At 41.1% G+C, this 17,423-nt stretch carries 14 protein-coding genes; 11 read left to right on the forward strand and 3 right to left on the reverse strand.

Going from position 1 to position 17,423, the window contains the following annotated elements:
• Positions 1-4 precede the first annotated feature (4 nt).
• Positions 5-595 (forward strand): thioredoxin family protein, encoded by a 591-nt coding sequence (locus tag V7K60_RS26445; protein WP_334929883.1) that lies wholly within the window; start codon positions 5-7, stop codon positions 593-595.
• Between the two features lie 319 nt (positions 596-914).
• Here the strand turns inward: V7K60_RS26445 and V7K60_RS26450 are convergent, their stop codons facing one another.
• Together V7K60_RS26450 and V7K60_RS26455 are read right to left on the reverse strand one after the other, a co-directional pair.
• On the reverse strand, positions 915-1,145 hold the full coding sequence (locus V7K60_RS26450) for a DUF6737 family protein (RefSeq protein WP_334929885.1): 231 nt from the start codon (positions 1,143-1,145) through the stop codon (positions 915-917).
• A 59-nt stretch (positions 1,146-1,204) separates the two neighbouring features.
• Entirely contained in the window at positions 1,205-2,824 is a 1,620-nt protein-coding gene (locus V7K60_RS26455) for a cyclic peptide export ABC transporter (RefSeq protein WP_334929887.1), read from the reverse strand.
• A 367-nt stretch (positions 2,825-3,191) separates the two neighbouring features.
• Here V7K60_RS26455 and V7K60_RS26460 point away from each other — a divergent pair, with 367 nt between their 5' ends.
• From V7K60_RS26460 to V7K60_RS26480, 5 genes are all read left to right on the forward strand, one after another.
• On the forward strand, positions 3,192-4,847 hold the full coding sequence (locus V7K60_RS26460) for a B12-binding domain-containing radical SAM protein (RefSeq protein WP_334929889.1): 1,656 nt from the start codon (positions 3,192-3,194) through the stop codon (positions 4,845-4,847).
• Positions 4,848-5,043: 196 nt separating this feature from the next.
• Positions 5,044-6,069, forward strand: a complete 1,026-nt coding sequence (locus V7K60_RS26465) for a helix-turn-helix transcriptional regulator (protein ID WP_334929891.1) — start codon at positions 5,044-5,046, stop codon at positions 6,067-6,069.
• 267 nt (positions 6,070-6,336) lie between these two features.
• Positions 6,337-8,988 carry a TonB-dependent siderophore receptor gene (locus V7K60_RS26470; RefSeq protein WP_334929893.1) on the forward strand — a complete coding sequence of 884 codons (2,652 nt, stop codon included), beginning with the start codon at positions 6,337-6,339 and terminating at the stop codon, positions 8,986-8,988.
• Between the two features lie 187 nt (positions 8,989-9,175).
• Positions 9,176-10,354: a PepSY-associated TM helix domain-containing protein gene (locus V7K60_RS26475; protein WP_334929895.1), complete on the forward strand. Its 1,179-nt coding sequence runs from the start codon at positions 9,176-9,178 to the stop codon at positions 10,352-10,354.
• Between the two features lie 13 nt (positions 10,355-10,367).
• Positions 10,368-10,556 (forward strand): hypothetical protein, encoded by a 189-nt coding sequence (locus V7K60_RS26480; RefSeq protein WP_334929897.1) that lies wholly within the window; start codon positions 10,368-10,370, stop codon positions 10,554-10,556.
• On the opposite strand, the gene V7K60_RS26485 is transcribed toward V7K60_RS26480, so the two are convergent.
• A complete protein-coding gene (locus V7K60_RS26485; RefSeq protein ID WP_442944467.1) occupies positions 10,544-10,636 on the reverse strand; it encodes a DUF2887 domain-containing protein in 93 nt (30 codons plus the stop codon). The two genes, V7K60_RS26480 and V7K60_RS26485, sit on opposite strands and share 13 nt — an antisense overlap.
• Before the next feature lie 347 nt (positions 10,637-10,983).
• On the opposite strand from V7K60_RS26485, the gene V7K60_RS26490 reads away from it, so the two are divergent.
• From V7K60_RS26490 to V7K60_RS26510, 5 genes are all read left to right on the forward strand, one after another.
• Complete coding sequence (locus V7K60_RS26490) at positions 10,984-11,793, forward strand: SDR family NAD(P)-dependent oxidoreductase (protein WP_334929899.1); 810 nt, start codon at positions 10,984-10,986, stop codon at positions 11,791-11,793.
• A 153-nt stretch (positions 11,794-11,946) separates the two neighbouring features.
• A complete protein-coding gene (gene speB / locus V7K60_RS26495; RefSeq protein WP_334929901.1) occupies positions 11,947-13,014 on the forward strand; it encodes an agmatinase SpeB in 1,068 nt (355 codons plus the stop codon).
• A gap of 164 nt (positions 13,015-13,178) precedes the next feature.
• Positions 13,179-13,385: a hypothetical protein gene (locus V7K60_RS26500; protein WP_334929903.1), complete on the forward strand. Its 207-nt coding sequence runs from the start codon at positions 13,179-13,181 to the stop codon at positions 13,383-13,385.
• Between the two features lie 188 nt (positions 13,386-13,573).
• Positions 13,574-14,713 carry a hypothetical protein gene (locus V7K60_RS26505; protein ID WP_334929905.1) on the forward strand — a complete coding sequence of 380 codons (1,140 nt, stop codon included), beginning with the start codon at positions 13,574-13,576 and terminating at the stop codon, positions 14,711-14,713.
• A gap of 796 nt (positions 14,714-15,509) precedes the next feature.
• Positions 15,510-17,414 carry an adenylate/guanylate cyclase domain-containing protein gene (locus V7K60_RS26510; protein WP_334929907.1) on the forward strand — a complete coding sequence of 635 codons (1,905 nt, stop codon included), beginning with the start codon at positions 15,510-15,512 and terminating at the stop codon, positions 17,412-17,414.
• Positions 17,415-17,423: the final 9 nt, after the last annotated feature.

Consider the following 17,423-nt stretch of genomic DNA (forward strand, 5'->3'; position numbering starts at 1 on the left):
TGTTATGAGTACTGATTCACCTGTTAATTCTCCCGAAAAACCTGAATCCACATTCGGGAAGCGTCTGAGAAACTTCTTAATTGTAATGGTAGCGATCGCTCTTAGCGTTTCCCTCGTTTTAGGATTGCGAACTGAAACAACCTCGGCAACTCTAGCCAAGTTAAGCGAGACTTCCACACCGTTAGAAGTAGCAATCAGCAACGGCAAACCATCTCTAGTAGAGTTTTATGCTGATTGGTGTACTGTCTGCCAAAAAATGGCACCAGATATCACTCAACTAGAAACAGAGTATGCTGACAAGATGAATTTTGTCATGCTGAATGTAGATAACACCAAGTGGCTGCCGGAAATGCTGAGATATCGGGTAGATGGGATTCCCCATTTTGTATTTTTGAGTCAGCAAGGAGAAACCATAGCTGAAGCGATCGGCGATCAACCCCGGACGATTATGGCTAGCAATTTAGAAGCTTTGGTTACTGGTTCCTCTCTCCCTTACGCTCAAGCTAGCGGTAAAGTTTCCAAGTTTTCAGCCCCAGTAGCACCAACGGCGAATCAAGATGACCCCCGCAGTCATGGCAGCCAGGTAGTAAATTAGATGTTCGTTGCCGGGGAAGCACAGATGCTTCTTTGTAATGATTGTCAGGATCGTGAATATGCAAAATATCAATGCGATCGCTTAACTTTGCAGCACAGTCTTGCTCATCTCTGCACGTCTACGCAGAGATAATATCGTGTCTGGTTAAAGACTTCTCATTAAGACCGCAGAGGGGCAGATAGGAGGGGTTTTTGGGCTTTCTGCATAGATTTGGGAATTATAACTAATTAGCCGGACACGATCTGAGATGCTAAATCTCTGAACACGGTAGAATAATTTTCTCTACCTGGATAAATTTCCAATATACATCAAGCTCACACTACTCTTTATACGACTCTAAAATTCCACTGCGAATCATTAGTTGTGGCCAAAACAACACAAAAAATGCCATCCACGTTCCGACAGGGATGGAAACGAGAACTGTTAGCCAGATAGTTTTAAATAGTAACCAGCTACCACCAATGAGTGTTACACCTGTGAGAACTATAGACCAGGGTTGACACCACCAAGGTTTATAGTTCCAAGGATTTATGGGCTTTTGTTCAGACATTAGTTTTATTTAGTCAAACTCCAAATATTCCTTTAACAATTATGAATTGTTTTGACAGATTAAGTTTTATCGTACTCTATTTTTCCATAGTCAAGTTTGATAATTCGGTCTGCTAAATGAAAATAGCGATCGTCATGGCTAATCACCAGCACTGTTTTACCCCGCGATCGCAATTCTGGGAGAAGTTGAGTGTAGAATATTTCTTTGAATACTGGATCTTGATCGGCTGCCCACTCATCAAATAGATAAATTGGTCGATCTTCCAAGTAGGCTGTGAGTAAAGCTAGCCGTTTCCGTTGTCCTTGAGAAAGAGCAGTTGTAGAAATTTGTCCATTTTCAACTTTCACCTTATGGTCTAGTTGCAGTTGTTGTAAATATTTTGTGGCTTGAGCATCCAAGTGAGAACTTTTTAATCCCAAAAATTCTTCAAATAAATAAAAGTCGGAGAATACCACAGAAAAATGCTGGCGATACCATTCTCGATTCTCTTCACTAATTAACTCGTCGTCAAACCGAATTTCGCCGTTTTCTGGGATATAAAGCCCAGTAATTAGTTTAGCTAATGTAGATTTACCACTACCATTACCGCCGACAATGAAGACTAATTCTTGAGGATGCAGTGTCAAGTCGATGGAGCCAAAAATAAAGCTATTGTCTTCTTGTTCTGTGTAGTAAGTGTGGGTAACACTTTTCAATTTCAAGCTGTGCCAGTTAGATTTCAGGGCAGGTGGAACAGTCGATATTTCAGTTCGACTAGCTAGAGATAAACCCAGTGACTCAATTTTTTGTAAAGCAATGCTGGCTTTGCTTAATAGAGGAAGTTTACTAATGATGTTATCCATTGGTAACACCAAATAAGTGAAGGTCAAAATGTAGCCAGAGAGAGTTTCGGGATTGATGGTAAGCAGATTAGGCAGCGCGAATAATACAAAACCAAGGGCAAAAAAGAATATGAGTTGACCCCAGCTTGAAGTTATGGCAAAAAGGCTTAGACCGTTAACGTTGTGATGACGGAACTCGTTAGCAGTTGACTGTAGTTTCTCTTCTAAAAAGTCTTCACGCCGCTTGTAGTTTAGTTTGAGTTCCTTGACTCCTTCGGTAATGGTGCGAAAATGTTTAAACAGCTGATCTTCATCTTCACGAGCGAGAGTCAGCAATTTCCCGCCTCTGTTGAGTAGCCACTGACAACTAGCGATCGCAACTACTGAAATACCACAAACCATCAACAATACTAACCAAGAAAGCCAGGTTATATACGTTATACAACCCAGGACGATCGCTAAATTAATAAAGATAAAAGGCATCTGATAAACAGCATTAGCCACCGCCTGAATATCTTCTGTGAGAGTTGCCAATAATCGAGGATTCCCTAAGCCTTCCAGATGACTCAACTCGGAAGCAAGAATTTGGCGACTCAAATGCATCCGTAATTGCAAGACTGCATTCTGAGAAAGACGAATCAGCATCACTTGAGAAATGATACTGGTAATTAATGCAACTATTGCCAGCCCCGCAAAACCCCAAATTATCGATGTCAAGCGGGAAGCAGTACCGCTACTTGCAGCATGACTAATTAAGGCAATCAAGCCAGCACTACTACCGCCACTCAAAAATCCGGTAGCGATGGCGATCGCCACCATCCCCCATGAAGAACGCAAAAGAAAGTAAATCAAATTCATGACAGATGCCTATACCCAATTGGATACAACAAATGAAAATCTCTCTTTTTATGTCCCATGCCTGATTTCCATAACAGTTGTTTGCCAACCAATTAAATTTGTATTCATAGGGTAGATTTTATATTTTACCAGTTAAACCACCTCTCAAATATCACGATGAAGAAAGCAGAAGGTTGCTATGATATTTCACAAAAAAATTTACTCACTCTAAACCGATTGCAAAGTGTAGATGACTTTGCTTTGAGCAAAAATATATTTCTAATCCCTTCTGCCTCCTGCCTTTCTTTGGTAAGCTAGTTGGAATTACAGCTAATTCTGTCAAGAAACTGTCAAATTACCTGCTCAGTTTTCCAGGGTGAAATTTGCGATGACTGTGAATTTAAAGTCTTTAGAGAACCAAATTAATGTAGCGGCCGATTCTAAAACCGCTCCTGTCACTCAAGGAACCCGCTACGTTCCTTCGCACCATCGACGCATTCTGTGTATCTTTCCCAAGTACAGCCGCTCCTTTGGTACTTTTCATCACGCTTACCCACTCATGGGTAATGTCCGGGCTTTTATGCCACCCCAAGGTATTTTAATTGTGGCTGCCTATTTACCGAAACAATGGGAAGTCCGGTTTATTGATGAAAATGTCAAATCAGCAACTAGGGCTGATTACCAATGGGCTGATGTGGTGATTGTCAGTGGAATGCATATCCAAAAACCACAGATTAATCAAATTAACGAACTTGCCCATCGAGCCGGCAAAATTACAGTTGTGGGTGGCCCCTCGGTATCTGGGTGTCCAGAATATTATCCTGAGTTTGACATTTTAAATTTGGGTGAATTGGGAGATGGAAGCGATCGCATGATCGAATATCTAGACCAAAACTCTCAACGTCCCCAAGCGCAAATTCGCTTTGAAACCAAGGAACGCCTACCCCTAACAGAGTTCCCCACCCCAGCTTATCATTTGCTGAATATCAATGATTATTTCTTGGCAAATGTACAGTTTTCTAGTGGTTGTCCTTATCACTGCGAGTTTTGTGATATTCCCGAACTCTATGGCAACAGTCCTCGGATGAAAACACCAGAGCAAGTAGTCGCAGAGTTAGATGCAATGCGACAATCTGGCAATTTGGGGGCAGTGTATTTTGTCGATGATAACTTTGTTGGCGATCGCCGCGCCGCGATGAAGTTACTTCCTCATCTGATTGACTGGCAAAAGCGCAATGGCTATCCCATCCAGTTTGCCTGTGAAGCAACGCTGAACCTAGCTCAAAGTCCAAAGCTGTTGGAGATGATGCGCGAAGCCTATTTTTGCACAATCTTTTGTGGGATCGAAACACCGGAACCAAATGCTCTCCACGCTATTTCCAAAGACCAAAATCTGAGTATGCCTATCTTAAAAGCGATTCAGGTTTTAAATAGCTATGGTATGGAAGTAGTATCAGGAATCATCATCGGGTTAGATACAGATACACCAGAAACAGCAGACCGAATTATCGAATTTATTCGGGCATCGCAAATTCCCATGTTGACGATTAACCTTCTTCATGCGTTACCTAGAACTCCTTTATGGCGGAGATTAGAAGCAGAAGGACGACTTATCTTTGATGAAAGCCGCGAATCAAATGTTGAGTTTTTGATGCCCTACGAACAAGTTATTGAGATGTGGCGGCGCTGCATTACAACTGCTTATGAGCCAGAATTTTTATATCAGCGGTTTGCCTACAACATGGAACACACCTATCCAAACCGCATCGAAGTACCTAACAGCCCATCTCGAACTTCTGGGGCTAATATTCGCAAAGGTTTAACTTATTTAACCAATATTTTGCTGCGGATAGGCTTATTTAGTAACTATCGTCAAACTTTCTGGAAAATGGCCAAGCCAGCACTAAAAGCAGGTAATATCGAAAACTTGGTTCACGTTGGACTTGTGGGACACCATTTGATTAAGTTTGCCCAAGATTGCGCCAAAAACGAAGAATCGGCTTCGTTTTATTCCCAAAAAATCCTTACTAAAGTTCGTAGCTAACTGTTGCTTTATTGCAATTTTTTTAGGGTGGGCACTGTTACAACAAGATTCTGCAACTTATGTTAGAGCCTTAGTGTAACAGTCAAGATCATAATGGGAGCAAACTAAGCGATCGCTTGCTTCGCTGCTTCGACTAAAAACAAAGTCGCCATTCTGCAAGATACTAAAGACACTTGTGGTTGAGCAGTCAAAGGCTATGGAGACAATTACATCAGCACAATACCATCAACAGCATCTTGAAAACCGCAAGGGTTATGAAGTTGCCTACAATACTGAAGGTTATGATCGCATTGTTAGATATAGCGATCGCTATGTTACAGGCAGTTATCGAGAAGTTGAACTGAGACACGGAGTCCGTCTGCTGCTGTATGATGGCACATGGATCAAAAACTTAAGTGTAGAAACCTTGTTTGACAGTCATCAATGGATTGTAGCCCGGTTTCACTTGGCTGGAAGTAGTAGGATAGTGATTTCTGGAAATCAAGATAAATCCTTCAAAGCTGATTATATACACCAACCAGGTAAAAACTATTTATTTTATTTGTCAGATATTAAACAAATTGACGAAGTGGCAGTAGGTACAGAACTGACAATTTTAATTCTTTTTAACTTCAATTTCTTCAGGTCATTTTCTACAGGTTCAGAAATTCTACCTGAAACATTACAAGTACTGCTAGAGTCTGAGACTTTGCCTCTATTTCATCGTCAAGTTGGTCACATCACCCACCAAATGAATCTTGCTTTGCAGCAAATTTTGCATTCTCCTCATCAGGGGATGATGAAGCGGATGTATTTAGAAAGCAAAGTCATTGAACTTCTATCGTGGCAATTGACTCAGTTTGTCGAAACTCAACAGGGACAGTATCCATTTACTAGTCTCAAGCCTGTTGATGTGGAAAGGGTTTACCAGGCTAAAGAAATTTTAATTCAAAATCACATCCAGCCACCTTCACTGATTGATTTAGCACAGGAAGTCGGGCTGCATCATATGAAGCTAAAACTTGGCTTTCGTGAGATTTTTGGCACAACTGCATTTGGTTGTTTGCGTGATTACCGTTTGGAGGAAGCAAAGCAGTTTTTACAAGAGGGCACAATGACTGTGGAAGAAGTGGCAAATATGGTTGGTTACTCACATATAGGTCATTTTAGAAACGCTTTTAAGCGCAAGTTTGGTATTACCCCTGGTGCTTGTCGATCTGGGAAAAAGATTGTTATGGAATGATGATTTTTTCTTCTATGGAGTAAAAGGGATTGGGATTGGGAATAAGTTTTGTAGCGTGTGTTATGCCGCTCTCTTACGCACCCTACCAGATTAGATATGGGAATAAGAGAGTAAAAGTTAATACTAAACCATCACCGCGACCAGTTAAAACTTGTCCTTTATGGCCTAATTTTTGTCCTCCATGGCCTAGATTTGTTGTCCTGTAAATACGTAAGCTCCTTAAAATAGTTGCAAATTTTTTTTAATAAAAATTTGGACTGAATTTGTGTGAGGAGCAATATCTTGCAACAACGTTGGCGATTTTTTATTTTTAATCTAGGGATTGGGATTTTCGTCCCCCTATTCCTGACTCAAGGAGCCTTGGCTGAATCAAAACAGAGTCAAGTCATCACTGAAATACCCACAGTCATTGATTCCCAACCGCTCTCAACCGATGCCAAAGACTTGTTATCTCAAAATATAGAGAATGATTTAGTGGTTAAAATCACTCAAGTCAAGGTGAACACCACAAATAAAGGAATTGACGTAATTTTAGAAACAACTGCATCGGATAAATTGCAAATAGATATCAATAGTCAAGGTAATAACTTCATTGTTGATATTAAAAATGCTCAATTGTTTCTGCCATCAGGTAACAAATTTAGCCAACAGCAACCAGCACAGGGAATTACTACTGTAACTGCCACTAATTTTGATACCAATACTATCCGGCTGACAGTAACGGGTGAGGTGGGTTTACCAGTTGTGGAGTTGTATGATAGTCCGAGGGAGGGTTTGGTTTTTGCTGTTGCCAGTGCGCCTGCTTCTGGGCAACTTGGGCAACAACCACAAACACTACAACCGGAAACTGAACAGCCACCAAACCAGACACAGCCAGAACAACCATCGGCTTCTGATGATCAGCCAATAGAGTTGGTAGTCACGGGGGAACAAGATGGCTATCGCGTATCAAATACCTCAGTGGGAACCAAAACCGATACACCCTTGCGTGATATTCCCCTGTCGATTCAGGTAATTCCCCGGCAATTGATAGAGGATCAGCGGATAACGAATTTGGGCGAAGCACTAAGAAACGTACCGGGTGCGATCCAATCAGGTAATTCTTCATCCCGTGGAAATAATGCACTCCCTCAGATTCGAGGTTTTAGTTCGCAAGGCAATATCACTACAAATGGGTTGTCAAACACCAACAATATAGATGGTGGTTTTAATTTTGCTAATGTCGAGCGGATTGAGGTTCTTAAAGGACCTGCCTCTGTTCTGTACGGTGCAGGTTCCCTGGGTGGTACTGTGAATCTTGTGGCCAAAAAACCTCTGGCAGAACCTTACTATTTCATCGAAGCCTCTGCTGGCAGCTACAATTCTTATAGCGGTGCAATAGACCTTTCAGGCCCCCTCAATGATAATAAAACTGTACTGTACCGTCTCAACGTTGCTGCTTTGACTACAGAGAGTTTTGTTGATTTTTACGATGAGCAACAATACATTGTCGCTCCTACCCTTAGCTGGCAAATTAGCGATCGCACCAAACTCACCCTAGCAGCTGAATATAGAGATCGAAGCAAAGATAATGGTAATTTTGGTCTCCCATTTGAGGGTACTCTATTACCTAGTCCGTATGGCAGACTCCCTCGCAATCTTAATCCGTCCTGGCCAGAACCTAAAAGAACAGTAATAAGTGTATATCAAGCTAGCTACGAGCTTGAGCATCATTTCAGCAAAGACTGGGAACTACACAGTAGTTTTTTGTTTTCTCAGGAAGTAAATGATAGATCTACAGTTGATGTTGGTGATTATTACCCAGATTTACGGTCTGTGAATAAAAACTATGGATACAATGTAAACCGTAGTTCTACTTTTAATTTTGATACTTATACAATTGGCAAATTTCAGACAGGCAGCATTAGGCATCAACTATTAACTGGCTTTACTGACCAATGGTCATCATCCTCAGACGTTGGTGGTACTGGTGGACCTTATGGCCAGTTTGATCTGTACAACCCCGTATATGGTGAACGAGCTGAGATCGGACAATATAATACATCTACATATGCCAGTAAAAGCAAGGGGAACGCATATGGTTTTTATATCCAGGATCAAGTGACCCTGGCGGAAAATTTAAAACTGGTTTTGGGGGGACGCTACGATATTGCAAATTCAAAAGGAGGGAATATTGGTGAGGAATTGACCGAGTCCCCACAACAGGAAGCCTTTAGCCCAAGAGTTGGGATCGTCTATCAACCAATAGAGCCAATTTCGCTCTACGCTAGCTACAGTCGCTCGTTTAGCCCACAGGGTGGACAAGATTTTGATGGTAACTTGTTTCAACCAGAACGTGGCACACAGTATGAAGTGGGTGTGAAAGTAGATTTGAATGACAAGCTTTCTGCAACCCTGGCTTTGTATGATTTGACCCGTTCCAACGTCCTTACTGGCGATCCCGATGAAACCCTTCGAGCATTAGAATATCAAGTTCAAATTGGTGAACAGCGTAGCCGGGGTATTGAATTTGACGTGACCGGTGAAATTTTGCCGGGATGGAACATTATTGCTAACTATGCTTTGACAGATTCAAAAATCACAAAAGACAACAACTATCCAGTTGGTGACGAGCTTAATGACGTACCACAACATTCTGCTAGTTTATGGACAAAATACGAAATTCAATCTGGTAGTTTGCAAGGATTAAGCTTTGGAGTCGGAGTATTTTATGTTGGTGACAGACAAGCAACTCTCCCAAATGATTCGCGATATATATTACCCAGCTATGTCACCACTGATGCCGCGATTTTTTACAAACGAGACAGATTCCGTGCCGCACTAAATTTCAAAAACCTATTTGACTTGTACTACTTTGAGTCTGCGGGTCTACTAGGTGAGCCGTTTACTGTGCAAGGTACAATTTCGTGGGAGCTATGATCCTACGTTTACTTAGACGAAGGGGTTCGGTTTGATGATTCTCAAATTGTGATCGCCCTTCAAAGAAAGCGGAAAAATTAATCTTCGTTTGACTTAATTGTTCAAACTTGTACACCGTTAGATTATGATTTATTAATAATATTTATCATTAAAGACAACTTATTTCTCTAGTTGTAGAGCATTTACCATGCAAGTAAAATCCTCTCGTCATCTAATTTTCACCCTACATCGCTACATAGGTTTAGCAGTGGGACTGATTGCAATTATCGTTGGCTTGACCGGCTCTATATTGGTCTTCCACTCAGAAATTAGCACCTTCGATCAGCAGCGTCGAATTGGCACCATTACTCCTCAAGGTGAACAACTGCCAGTTGAGGTTGTCCTGAACACTGTGAAAAAGACATATGCTGATCAACCAGATGCAACAGTGCAGAGGATTTATCTGCCCTCCAAGCCAAATGAGCCGATGAATGTTATCCTGAAAACCAAGGAAAATGACTGGACAGAAAATTATGCTAACCCTTACACAGGAGCAATTCTCGGTAATAATTTAAAGCAAACTTTTGTGCAAAAGTTTTTTGAAATTATCTACCCACTTCATTATGCTCTTTTAGGCGGTGACATTGGCTATAAGTTTGTAGGCATTATTGGTTTACTGATGTCCTTCATGAGCATTACAGGTATTCTTCTTTGGCCTGGTTGGCACAGGTTGATTTCTGGCTTCAAAGTTAAGTGGAATGCTCATCCCAAGCGGCTTAACTTTGATGTTCACAAAGTTGCTGGCGTGATTACAGCAGTGTTTCTAATATGCACGTTTTTCACCGGATTTTGCTGGAGCTTTGGTGAGTTCATCAACCCGATGATCTATGCTGTCACCTTCTCCAAACAGCAACCGACTCCGGTATCTGTTCCCATTGCTGGTAAGTCTGCGCTAGGACTCAAAGAACAATTAAAAACTGCTCAAGCTGCTTTACCGGATGCAGCGCTCAGGAGTATTTCTTTTCCAAGTAAACCAGAAGAAGTCTTAACAGTTAGCTTTAAGCTTCCTCAAGAAACTGAGGACTATGGTCAAAGCAGTGTTTACCTCGACCAATATAGTGGTAAAGTTTTGCGAGTGGATAGTTTTTTGAAGGTGTCGTTAGGCGATCGCATCATCAATTCCTTTGTCCCTGTGCACTACGGTACTTTCTGGGGACTGCCATCCCGAATTTTCTACGTCTTTGTTGGACTTGCACCATTAATTTTGTTGATCACTGGCTTTGTGATGTGGCGATATCGTTATCGGGCAAAAACTACCAATAGTGATGCCTACGGCAAACCGAAGCAGGAACGTCTAATAGAAATGTTACAGTCACGCCGTAATTAACTGACAAATATTATTGCATACATCAAAGGGATTGCCAAAGGCATCGCCCAATAGAAATGTCACAGTCACATCCGACCCCTTTTATGCAGTTGATACAAGCATCCGCAGCTTTGACTTCTATCAGGGCGCAATTGACTTGTCTGAACCGTTGAACGACTCTAAGACACTTTTATATCGCCTCAATGTCGCTTACAAGGATTGATAAGTAAATGCATTGTTTGGAGGATTTGTCAATAGCTTAAATAGTAAATTGGGGGATTGTTTAAACAGTTTGTAAAATATCGAATCTCAACACATGAAATAATTTTACCAATTTTTTGTTTATGGCTAATATAGCAATCTTAAATCATTCATGAGAAAGAAAATCGCTGAAACACTTATAGATATGGAGTCGGAGTATTTTATGTTGGTGAAAAACAAGCACTTATCCCAAATTCGTAATATACAGAACTCTAGAAAAGTAACCTTAAAGACACACTAGCGATACTTCCTTGGAAAGACGCAATCATACTGCTACCTACCTAACATTGTAAGAGTTGAAAGCCCACAGTTCACGCGGAACTATTTGTTGATAGCAAAAAAAGCAACCCATAGCAAGCGAGTGTGGAGCAGTTACATAGGAGTTTTAAATGGTTATGAACAGTTCGTTGACCCGACCCTTGGCTGTCGTGACAGGTGCCTCCAACGGCATCGGTTACGAACTCGCCAAACAGTTTGCTCAAAACGGCTTTGATCTTCTAGTCACAGCTACCGGATCGGGCATTAACGAAGCGGCTATTGCCTTGGAGGGGCTGGGTGCCAAAGTTGAGACGGTACAGGCCGATCTCGCTAGCTATGACGGAGTTGAGACGCTCTACAGCCAGATTAAAGCAACTGGCCGACCAGTGGATGCGATCGCCATCAACGCAGGTGTTGGTGTTGGCGGTGAGTTCGCGCGTGAAACCGACTTGAAGGACGAACTTAATCTGATTAATCTGAACGTTGTATCCTCTGTACATCTTGCCAAACGAGTAGTAAAGGACATGGTTGAACGTGGCAAGGGCCGAATCCTTTTCACGTCATCGATCGCCGCCCTAATGCCCGGCCCGTTCGAGACAGTTTACGCCGCCTCCAAGGCCTTTGTGCATTCCTTTTCAGAGGGGCTACGTAACGAGTTGACAGACACGGGCGTTACCGTCACCGCGCTCATGCCGGGACCCACCGATACCAACTTTTTCCACCGCGCGGGTATGGACGACACAAAAGTGGGTGCCGATCAAAAGGACGATCCGGCTGAGGTCGCCAAGCAAGGTTTTGAAGCTTTGATGGCAGGTAAGGATCACATCATCGCCGGTTCGCTCAAAACGAAGCTTCAGGGCAATGTAAGTAAGGTTTTACCTGATACCGTCAATGCTGAACAGCACCGCAAACTCAGTGAACCTGGGTCAGCCAATAAGTAATTTCACTTAATTAAGGGAATATGCTCAGTTGGCACTCTTTACTACTACTGAGTTTCATGCAGGGGTTTTAGTCATCTGTGAAAAATTTTGATTACAATGCAGATGTCCACTAGGCGGCGTGCTGTCTATCCACGTAAATCCAGAAGATACTCAATGAGTAATCAATTAAAAGACTACAATCCCAGCGGCGTAGGTGAAATAAATGGCAACCTCTTAGGTTTGCCCTGCGATTATGAGTCTGCAAACTTGATTGTTTTTGGTGTGCCGTGGGAAGTCACTGTTTCCTATGGTGCTGGCGCTGCTAATGCCCCACAGCGAATTCTAGATGCTTCGACTCAACTAGATTTGTTCGATTTCGATCACCCTGATGGTTGGAAGCAGGGGATTTTTATGGAAGAAATTCCCCAAGATATTTTAGAGAAGAACACATACTACCGCGCTTTGGCAGCAAAAATTATCGAGCGATTAGCCCAAGGTAAACAACTCTCAGATACACCAGATTTAACATCTGTCCTCACAGAAATTAATCAGGCTGGTGAACAGGTTAATCAATGGCTGTTTGAAAATTGTCAGGCAGCAATTAATAATGGTAAGCAAGTTGCAGTTCTAGGTGGAGATCACAGTTCGCCTTTAGGTTATTTCCAAGCATTAGCAGCTAAATACCCAAACTATGGCATTTTGCACATTGATGCCCACGCAGATTTACGCGATGCTTATGAGGGATTTGAGTTTTCCCATGCGTCGATTATGTTTAATGCGATGAAAATACCGCAAATTTCTAAGTTAGTGCAGGTAGGTTTGCGTGATATTAGTCATGATGAAGTGCAAATGATTGACCAATCTGATAGTCGCATTATTGCTTATTATGACCCAGCTATTAAGCAAAAGCTTTACTCTGGCACAACTTGGATTGATTTATGCCGAGAAATTATCAGTCATTTACCTGAGTATGTTTATATTAGCTTTGATGTAGATGGTTTAGATCCAAAACTCTGTCCGAGTACGGGTACTCCTGTTCCAGGTGGGTTGGAATTAGAGCAAACTTTTTGTCTGTTCCGGGAATTGGTCAATAGTGGAAGAAAAATTATTGGCTTTGATATCTGCGAAGTCGGTGATGCGGAATGGGATGGTAATGTTGGAGCGCGAGTAGTTTACAAGCTGGCAAATTTGATGGATTTATCAAACAGAATAAAGGCGTCAGTTGTCAGAATTCAGAATTAATTCTGTACGACACTTCTCTACGAGACGCTTTGTGTAGCTTGCTTCCCCATAGGGGTACGACAGGCGGTAGTTGAGCGCAGTCGAAACTCAGGGCATCGCTGGCGGATAGCGTAGCGTAAAGCCTTCTCTTCCCTACGGGACGGGACGCTCCGTGAACGAGAGGCTTGTCTGCGACACGCTACACGAACGCCAACGGCATGGCTTCTCTACAAGAATCTGCGATAGCGCAGCGTCTCGTAGAGAGTGTCGCGTCTGAACAAGAGGGTTTAGAACCCCCACTTCATTTGCGTAACGTCTCTGATAGAGAAGATTTAGCGGTTTTCAATCAGTGGCGGGTCTGTAGCAAGATCCCGCAGGGTATCCCCCACTGATTGTTCTAATTTCTAAATTCTTCTTCAACCAGAATTTATATAAGGAACAAACAATCAGTACATCAGCGTCTGTCTCTATATCTGTTTCAGAATATAGATACTAAACTAATTCCAGATAATGAAGTTATGGAATTATATACTTTATTGTCTATTAGTGGCTGAATACTATTTCTTTGTTTTATTTTACTATGAAAATCATTATAAAAAACTACTTTAATACCAATCAAGCGCGAATTTTCACTGCTTTGATTTTGACTGGAATTTTGTCTGTTGCTAGCGGTTTAACACTTGTCAAAGGTGCGACGGGCACTTCTGCAAACTTCTCTCTAGAAACAAGCAATGAAGTTCTTAAAGACAATATTAAACCAAACCGCTTGCCACGTCCAGTAGCTAATGCAGTACTGCGAGATTTAGCCCGCAGGCAGGGAATTTTTACTAGACAACTGCAAATTATTGACTACAATCAACAGACTTGGCGCAATGGTTGCTTGGAACTGCCTCAAGCTGATGAATTCTGCACCCAAGCCTTAGTTTCTGGTTGGCGGATTGTGGTATCTAATGGCAAAGAAAACTGGGTTTATCATACCAATAATAATGGGCGATCGCTACGTTTAGCTTCGGCAAACACTCCCTCAGAAAATCTGCTAGATAAATTACCTACATCTGTAAAAAATGCGGTTTTACAAGCCGCATCCAGACGTTTGCAACAGCCAATTTCTCAGTTAACCATTATTGAGGTTCAACAGCAAACTTGGAGAGATAGCTGTTTAGAATTAGCTAATGCTGATGAATTCTGTACCCAAGCTTTGGTATCAGGCTGGCGGGTGGTTGTCGGCGGAGTTGGTCAAACCTTGGTTTATCATACCAATCAAATAGGTTCTGCACTCAGGCTGAATCAAAAGGCTAACGAAACTACACTCGGGCCTGTGCAAATTCCAGCTAGTGAGTTACCACTACCATTAGATCGAGATATAGTATTTCGCCAAATTTCTAGTGGGGGTTTTGCTGGCAGAACCTATGAGACTGTTTTACTCAAAGATGGGCGGCTGATTCGGGTGCGGATTGGTGATGCTAATGATTCTGAACGTAGTGTTCACCGTGTTTCTGTGCAACAGGTGCAACAATTTGTGCGATCGTTAAAACGTTCTCAGTTTAGTCAATTTCGTAATTTGAGTTACCCAGCCCCCAGTGGTGTTGCTGATTATATCACCTACACCCTTACCAGTCAAGAAGGTACGGTTCAGTACAATGATATTTCTCAAAATAACCTGCCAAAGAATTTACAGACAGCAGTCCAAGCCTGGAATCAAATCGTAGCCATTCATTGATGGAATTGAAGAATAAGAGAGTGGCAAGAACCTAGCTACAGACTCACCATTCTCTTATAAAGTGACGGGTTTCAAATTTCCCAGATGCTGGCGATCACACTATCTTGAAAAATCAACTTTCAAGATAGCGAAACTAATGAAAGGTGTTTACAGCAATATGTTAGTTGGAATACTAATCTAACTCACCGTTTTGTAAAATACCAGATAGGATTAAAATTAAATATGAAGGCAACTATTAAGTATCATCTGCTCAAACATCAATATTATATTAAATTGTCAATCCTCCAAAAGAAGTATATTAAAAATATTAATCAAGCTTATTTAGTTTAAATTGATGGGTAAGCAAGTTTGTAATAAACACTTTAGTCCTTATTAGAAAACCTCTTGCACTAGCTTAGAAGACATTGCACTAGTACAGCACGACAGAATAGCTACTATCTCAATTAACCAGATAAGTTGCTCTGAACAACTTGTTAAAGGTAAGCAAACTTCCGCCACAGCGAACTAGTTGTTTTTGCTCAACTATACTCGATTGATATGAAAGAATAGCACATTTAATCAAGTAATAAAACTTATTAATAGTAATTTCTATAAATTTGGGAAAACAGGCTTGTATATTAATCAAACATTTGAAATAATAGCTAAAATAATCATTATTTGTACTGAATTATTAATTATAAATTATGATTATTGAGTAATTAGTTATCACTATGATAGCGGCATCTAGCAAAAATTAGCACAACAACCCAAAAAAACGAATCTGCTATCAAGTACTTTAATCTTATACAGAAATTACATGGAACAAGTAATTACTTCAATGGCAGATGCTTTGTTAGTAACCAGTAATTCAGGAAAAATAAAAAAAGTAAATCGTGCTGCTCAACAATTATTTGGTTTTCAGGAACAAGAACTAATAAATCAACCAATATCACTAATTATTGATGAGGATCAATTTTTAATTAAAGCTATTTATCAACATTCTTATTTAAAGCGTAGCTCCCAGAATTTAGAAGTAGTTTGTCGAACAAAAACTAGAGAAAAACTATTGATTGCTTTTTCTTGCTCAGTGATTCCAAAAAAAACAGAAGGACTAGAAGATATTGTCTACATTGGTCGGGATATTACTGCTTGGCGACGCCGGGAACAGCGTACAAGTGCCCAGTATTCTATTACTCGTATATTATCAGAATCACAGAGCATAAAGCAGGGAATTCCGCAAATTTTGCAGTCGATTTGTCAAAACTTGGGATGGGATTTAGGTGAACTTTGGACACCAAGCCAATATATTGGCACTTCGGTACAAGGAGATAGTCTCAATGCAGTACTAAGGTGTGTGGAAATTTGGTCAAGTCGATTAGTTTCTGTGCGAGAGTTTAAAGCAATCACCTGGCAAACTACTTATACACCTAGTGTTGGCTTACCTGGTCGAATTTGGATCAGACGTTTGCCTTTGTGGATTAAAGATATCACAGTAGATGGAGATCAAAGGCGATCGCTACCAGCTGCGGAGGCTGGATTGCACGCAGCTTTTGGTTTCCCCATTTTAGACGATAGTGAAATCTTAGGAGTGATGGTTTTCTTGAGCCGGGAGTTACTACCAAAAGATAAAGACCTATTGCAAATGATGGGTTCTATTGGTAGCCAAATTGCCCAATTTATCAAACGCAAACAAGCAGAAGATGCTCTTGTAGAAAGTGAAGAGCGATATCGAGATTTATTTGAAAATGCTAATGACTTGATTCAATGTGTCAATCCATCTGGTCGTTTTTTATATGTCAACCGTGCATGGCAAGAAACTTTGGGATATAGCGAAGCTGAAATTGCGAATATGAGTATTTTTGATATTATACATCCAGAGTTTAAACAAAGCTGTTTGCAAAGATTTTATCGCGTGCTATCAGGAGAAAAGTTTGGGCAAGTAACAGCTATATTTGTTACTAAAGACGGTCAAACTATCTTTCTAGAAGGTAATATTAATTGTAAATTTGTTGAAGGTCATCCAGTTGCGATTCGTGGCATTTTTCGCAATGTAACCCAACGAGTAGCAGCAGAAGAAGCACTTCGCTATCAGCAGAAAAAAACCGAACGTTTATTGCTGAATATTTTGCCAGTCACAATTTCTAGAGAGGTGAAAGAACAACCAGATAGCATTGCCAAAGACTTTGCTGATGTCACAGTTTTATTTGCAGATATCGTTGGCTTGTCCGAAATTGCTACTTCTATGAGTGCAATTCAACTGCTGAACTTACTCAACCCAATTTTCTTAGTTTTCGATCGCCTCACTGAACGATATAGTTTAGAGAGAATCAGAACCATTAACGATGCTTATGTGGTGGTTGGTGGCTTACCTACACGCCGCCAAGATCATGCTCAAGCGATCGCTTTGATGGCACTGGATATGCAAACTGCGATCGCTCTATTTAATACTGAGAATAACCAAAATTTCAGCATCCGTATCGGCATCCATAGCGGTTCGCTAATCAGGGGAGTAATTGATCTCAATCAGTTTACTTATGAACTCTGTCAAGATACAGTAAACATCGCTAGCTGTATGGAATCCCAAGGTATTACTGGTAAAATCCAGGTTACAGAAAATACTTATAAGTGCTTGTGTGATGAATTTGTATTTGAAAAACGAAGCGAAATTGAAGTTAAAGGCAAAGGGAAGATGATAACTTATTTGTTGATTGGACGGAAGTGAGAAAAGGGG

The organism is Nostoc sp. (assembly GCF_036917555.1).
In the GTDB taxonomy this organism is placed as follows: Bacteria; Cyanobacteriota; Cyanobacteriia; order Cyanobacteriales; family Nostocaceae; genus Nostoc.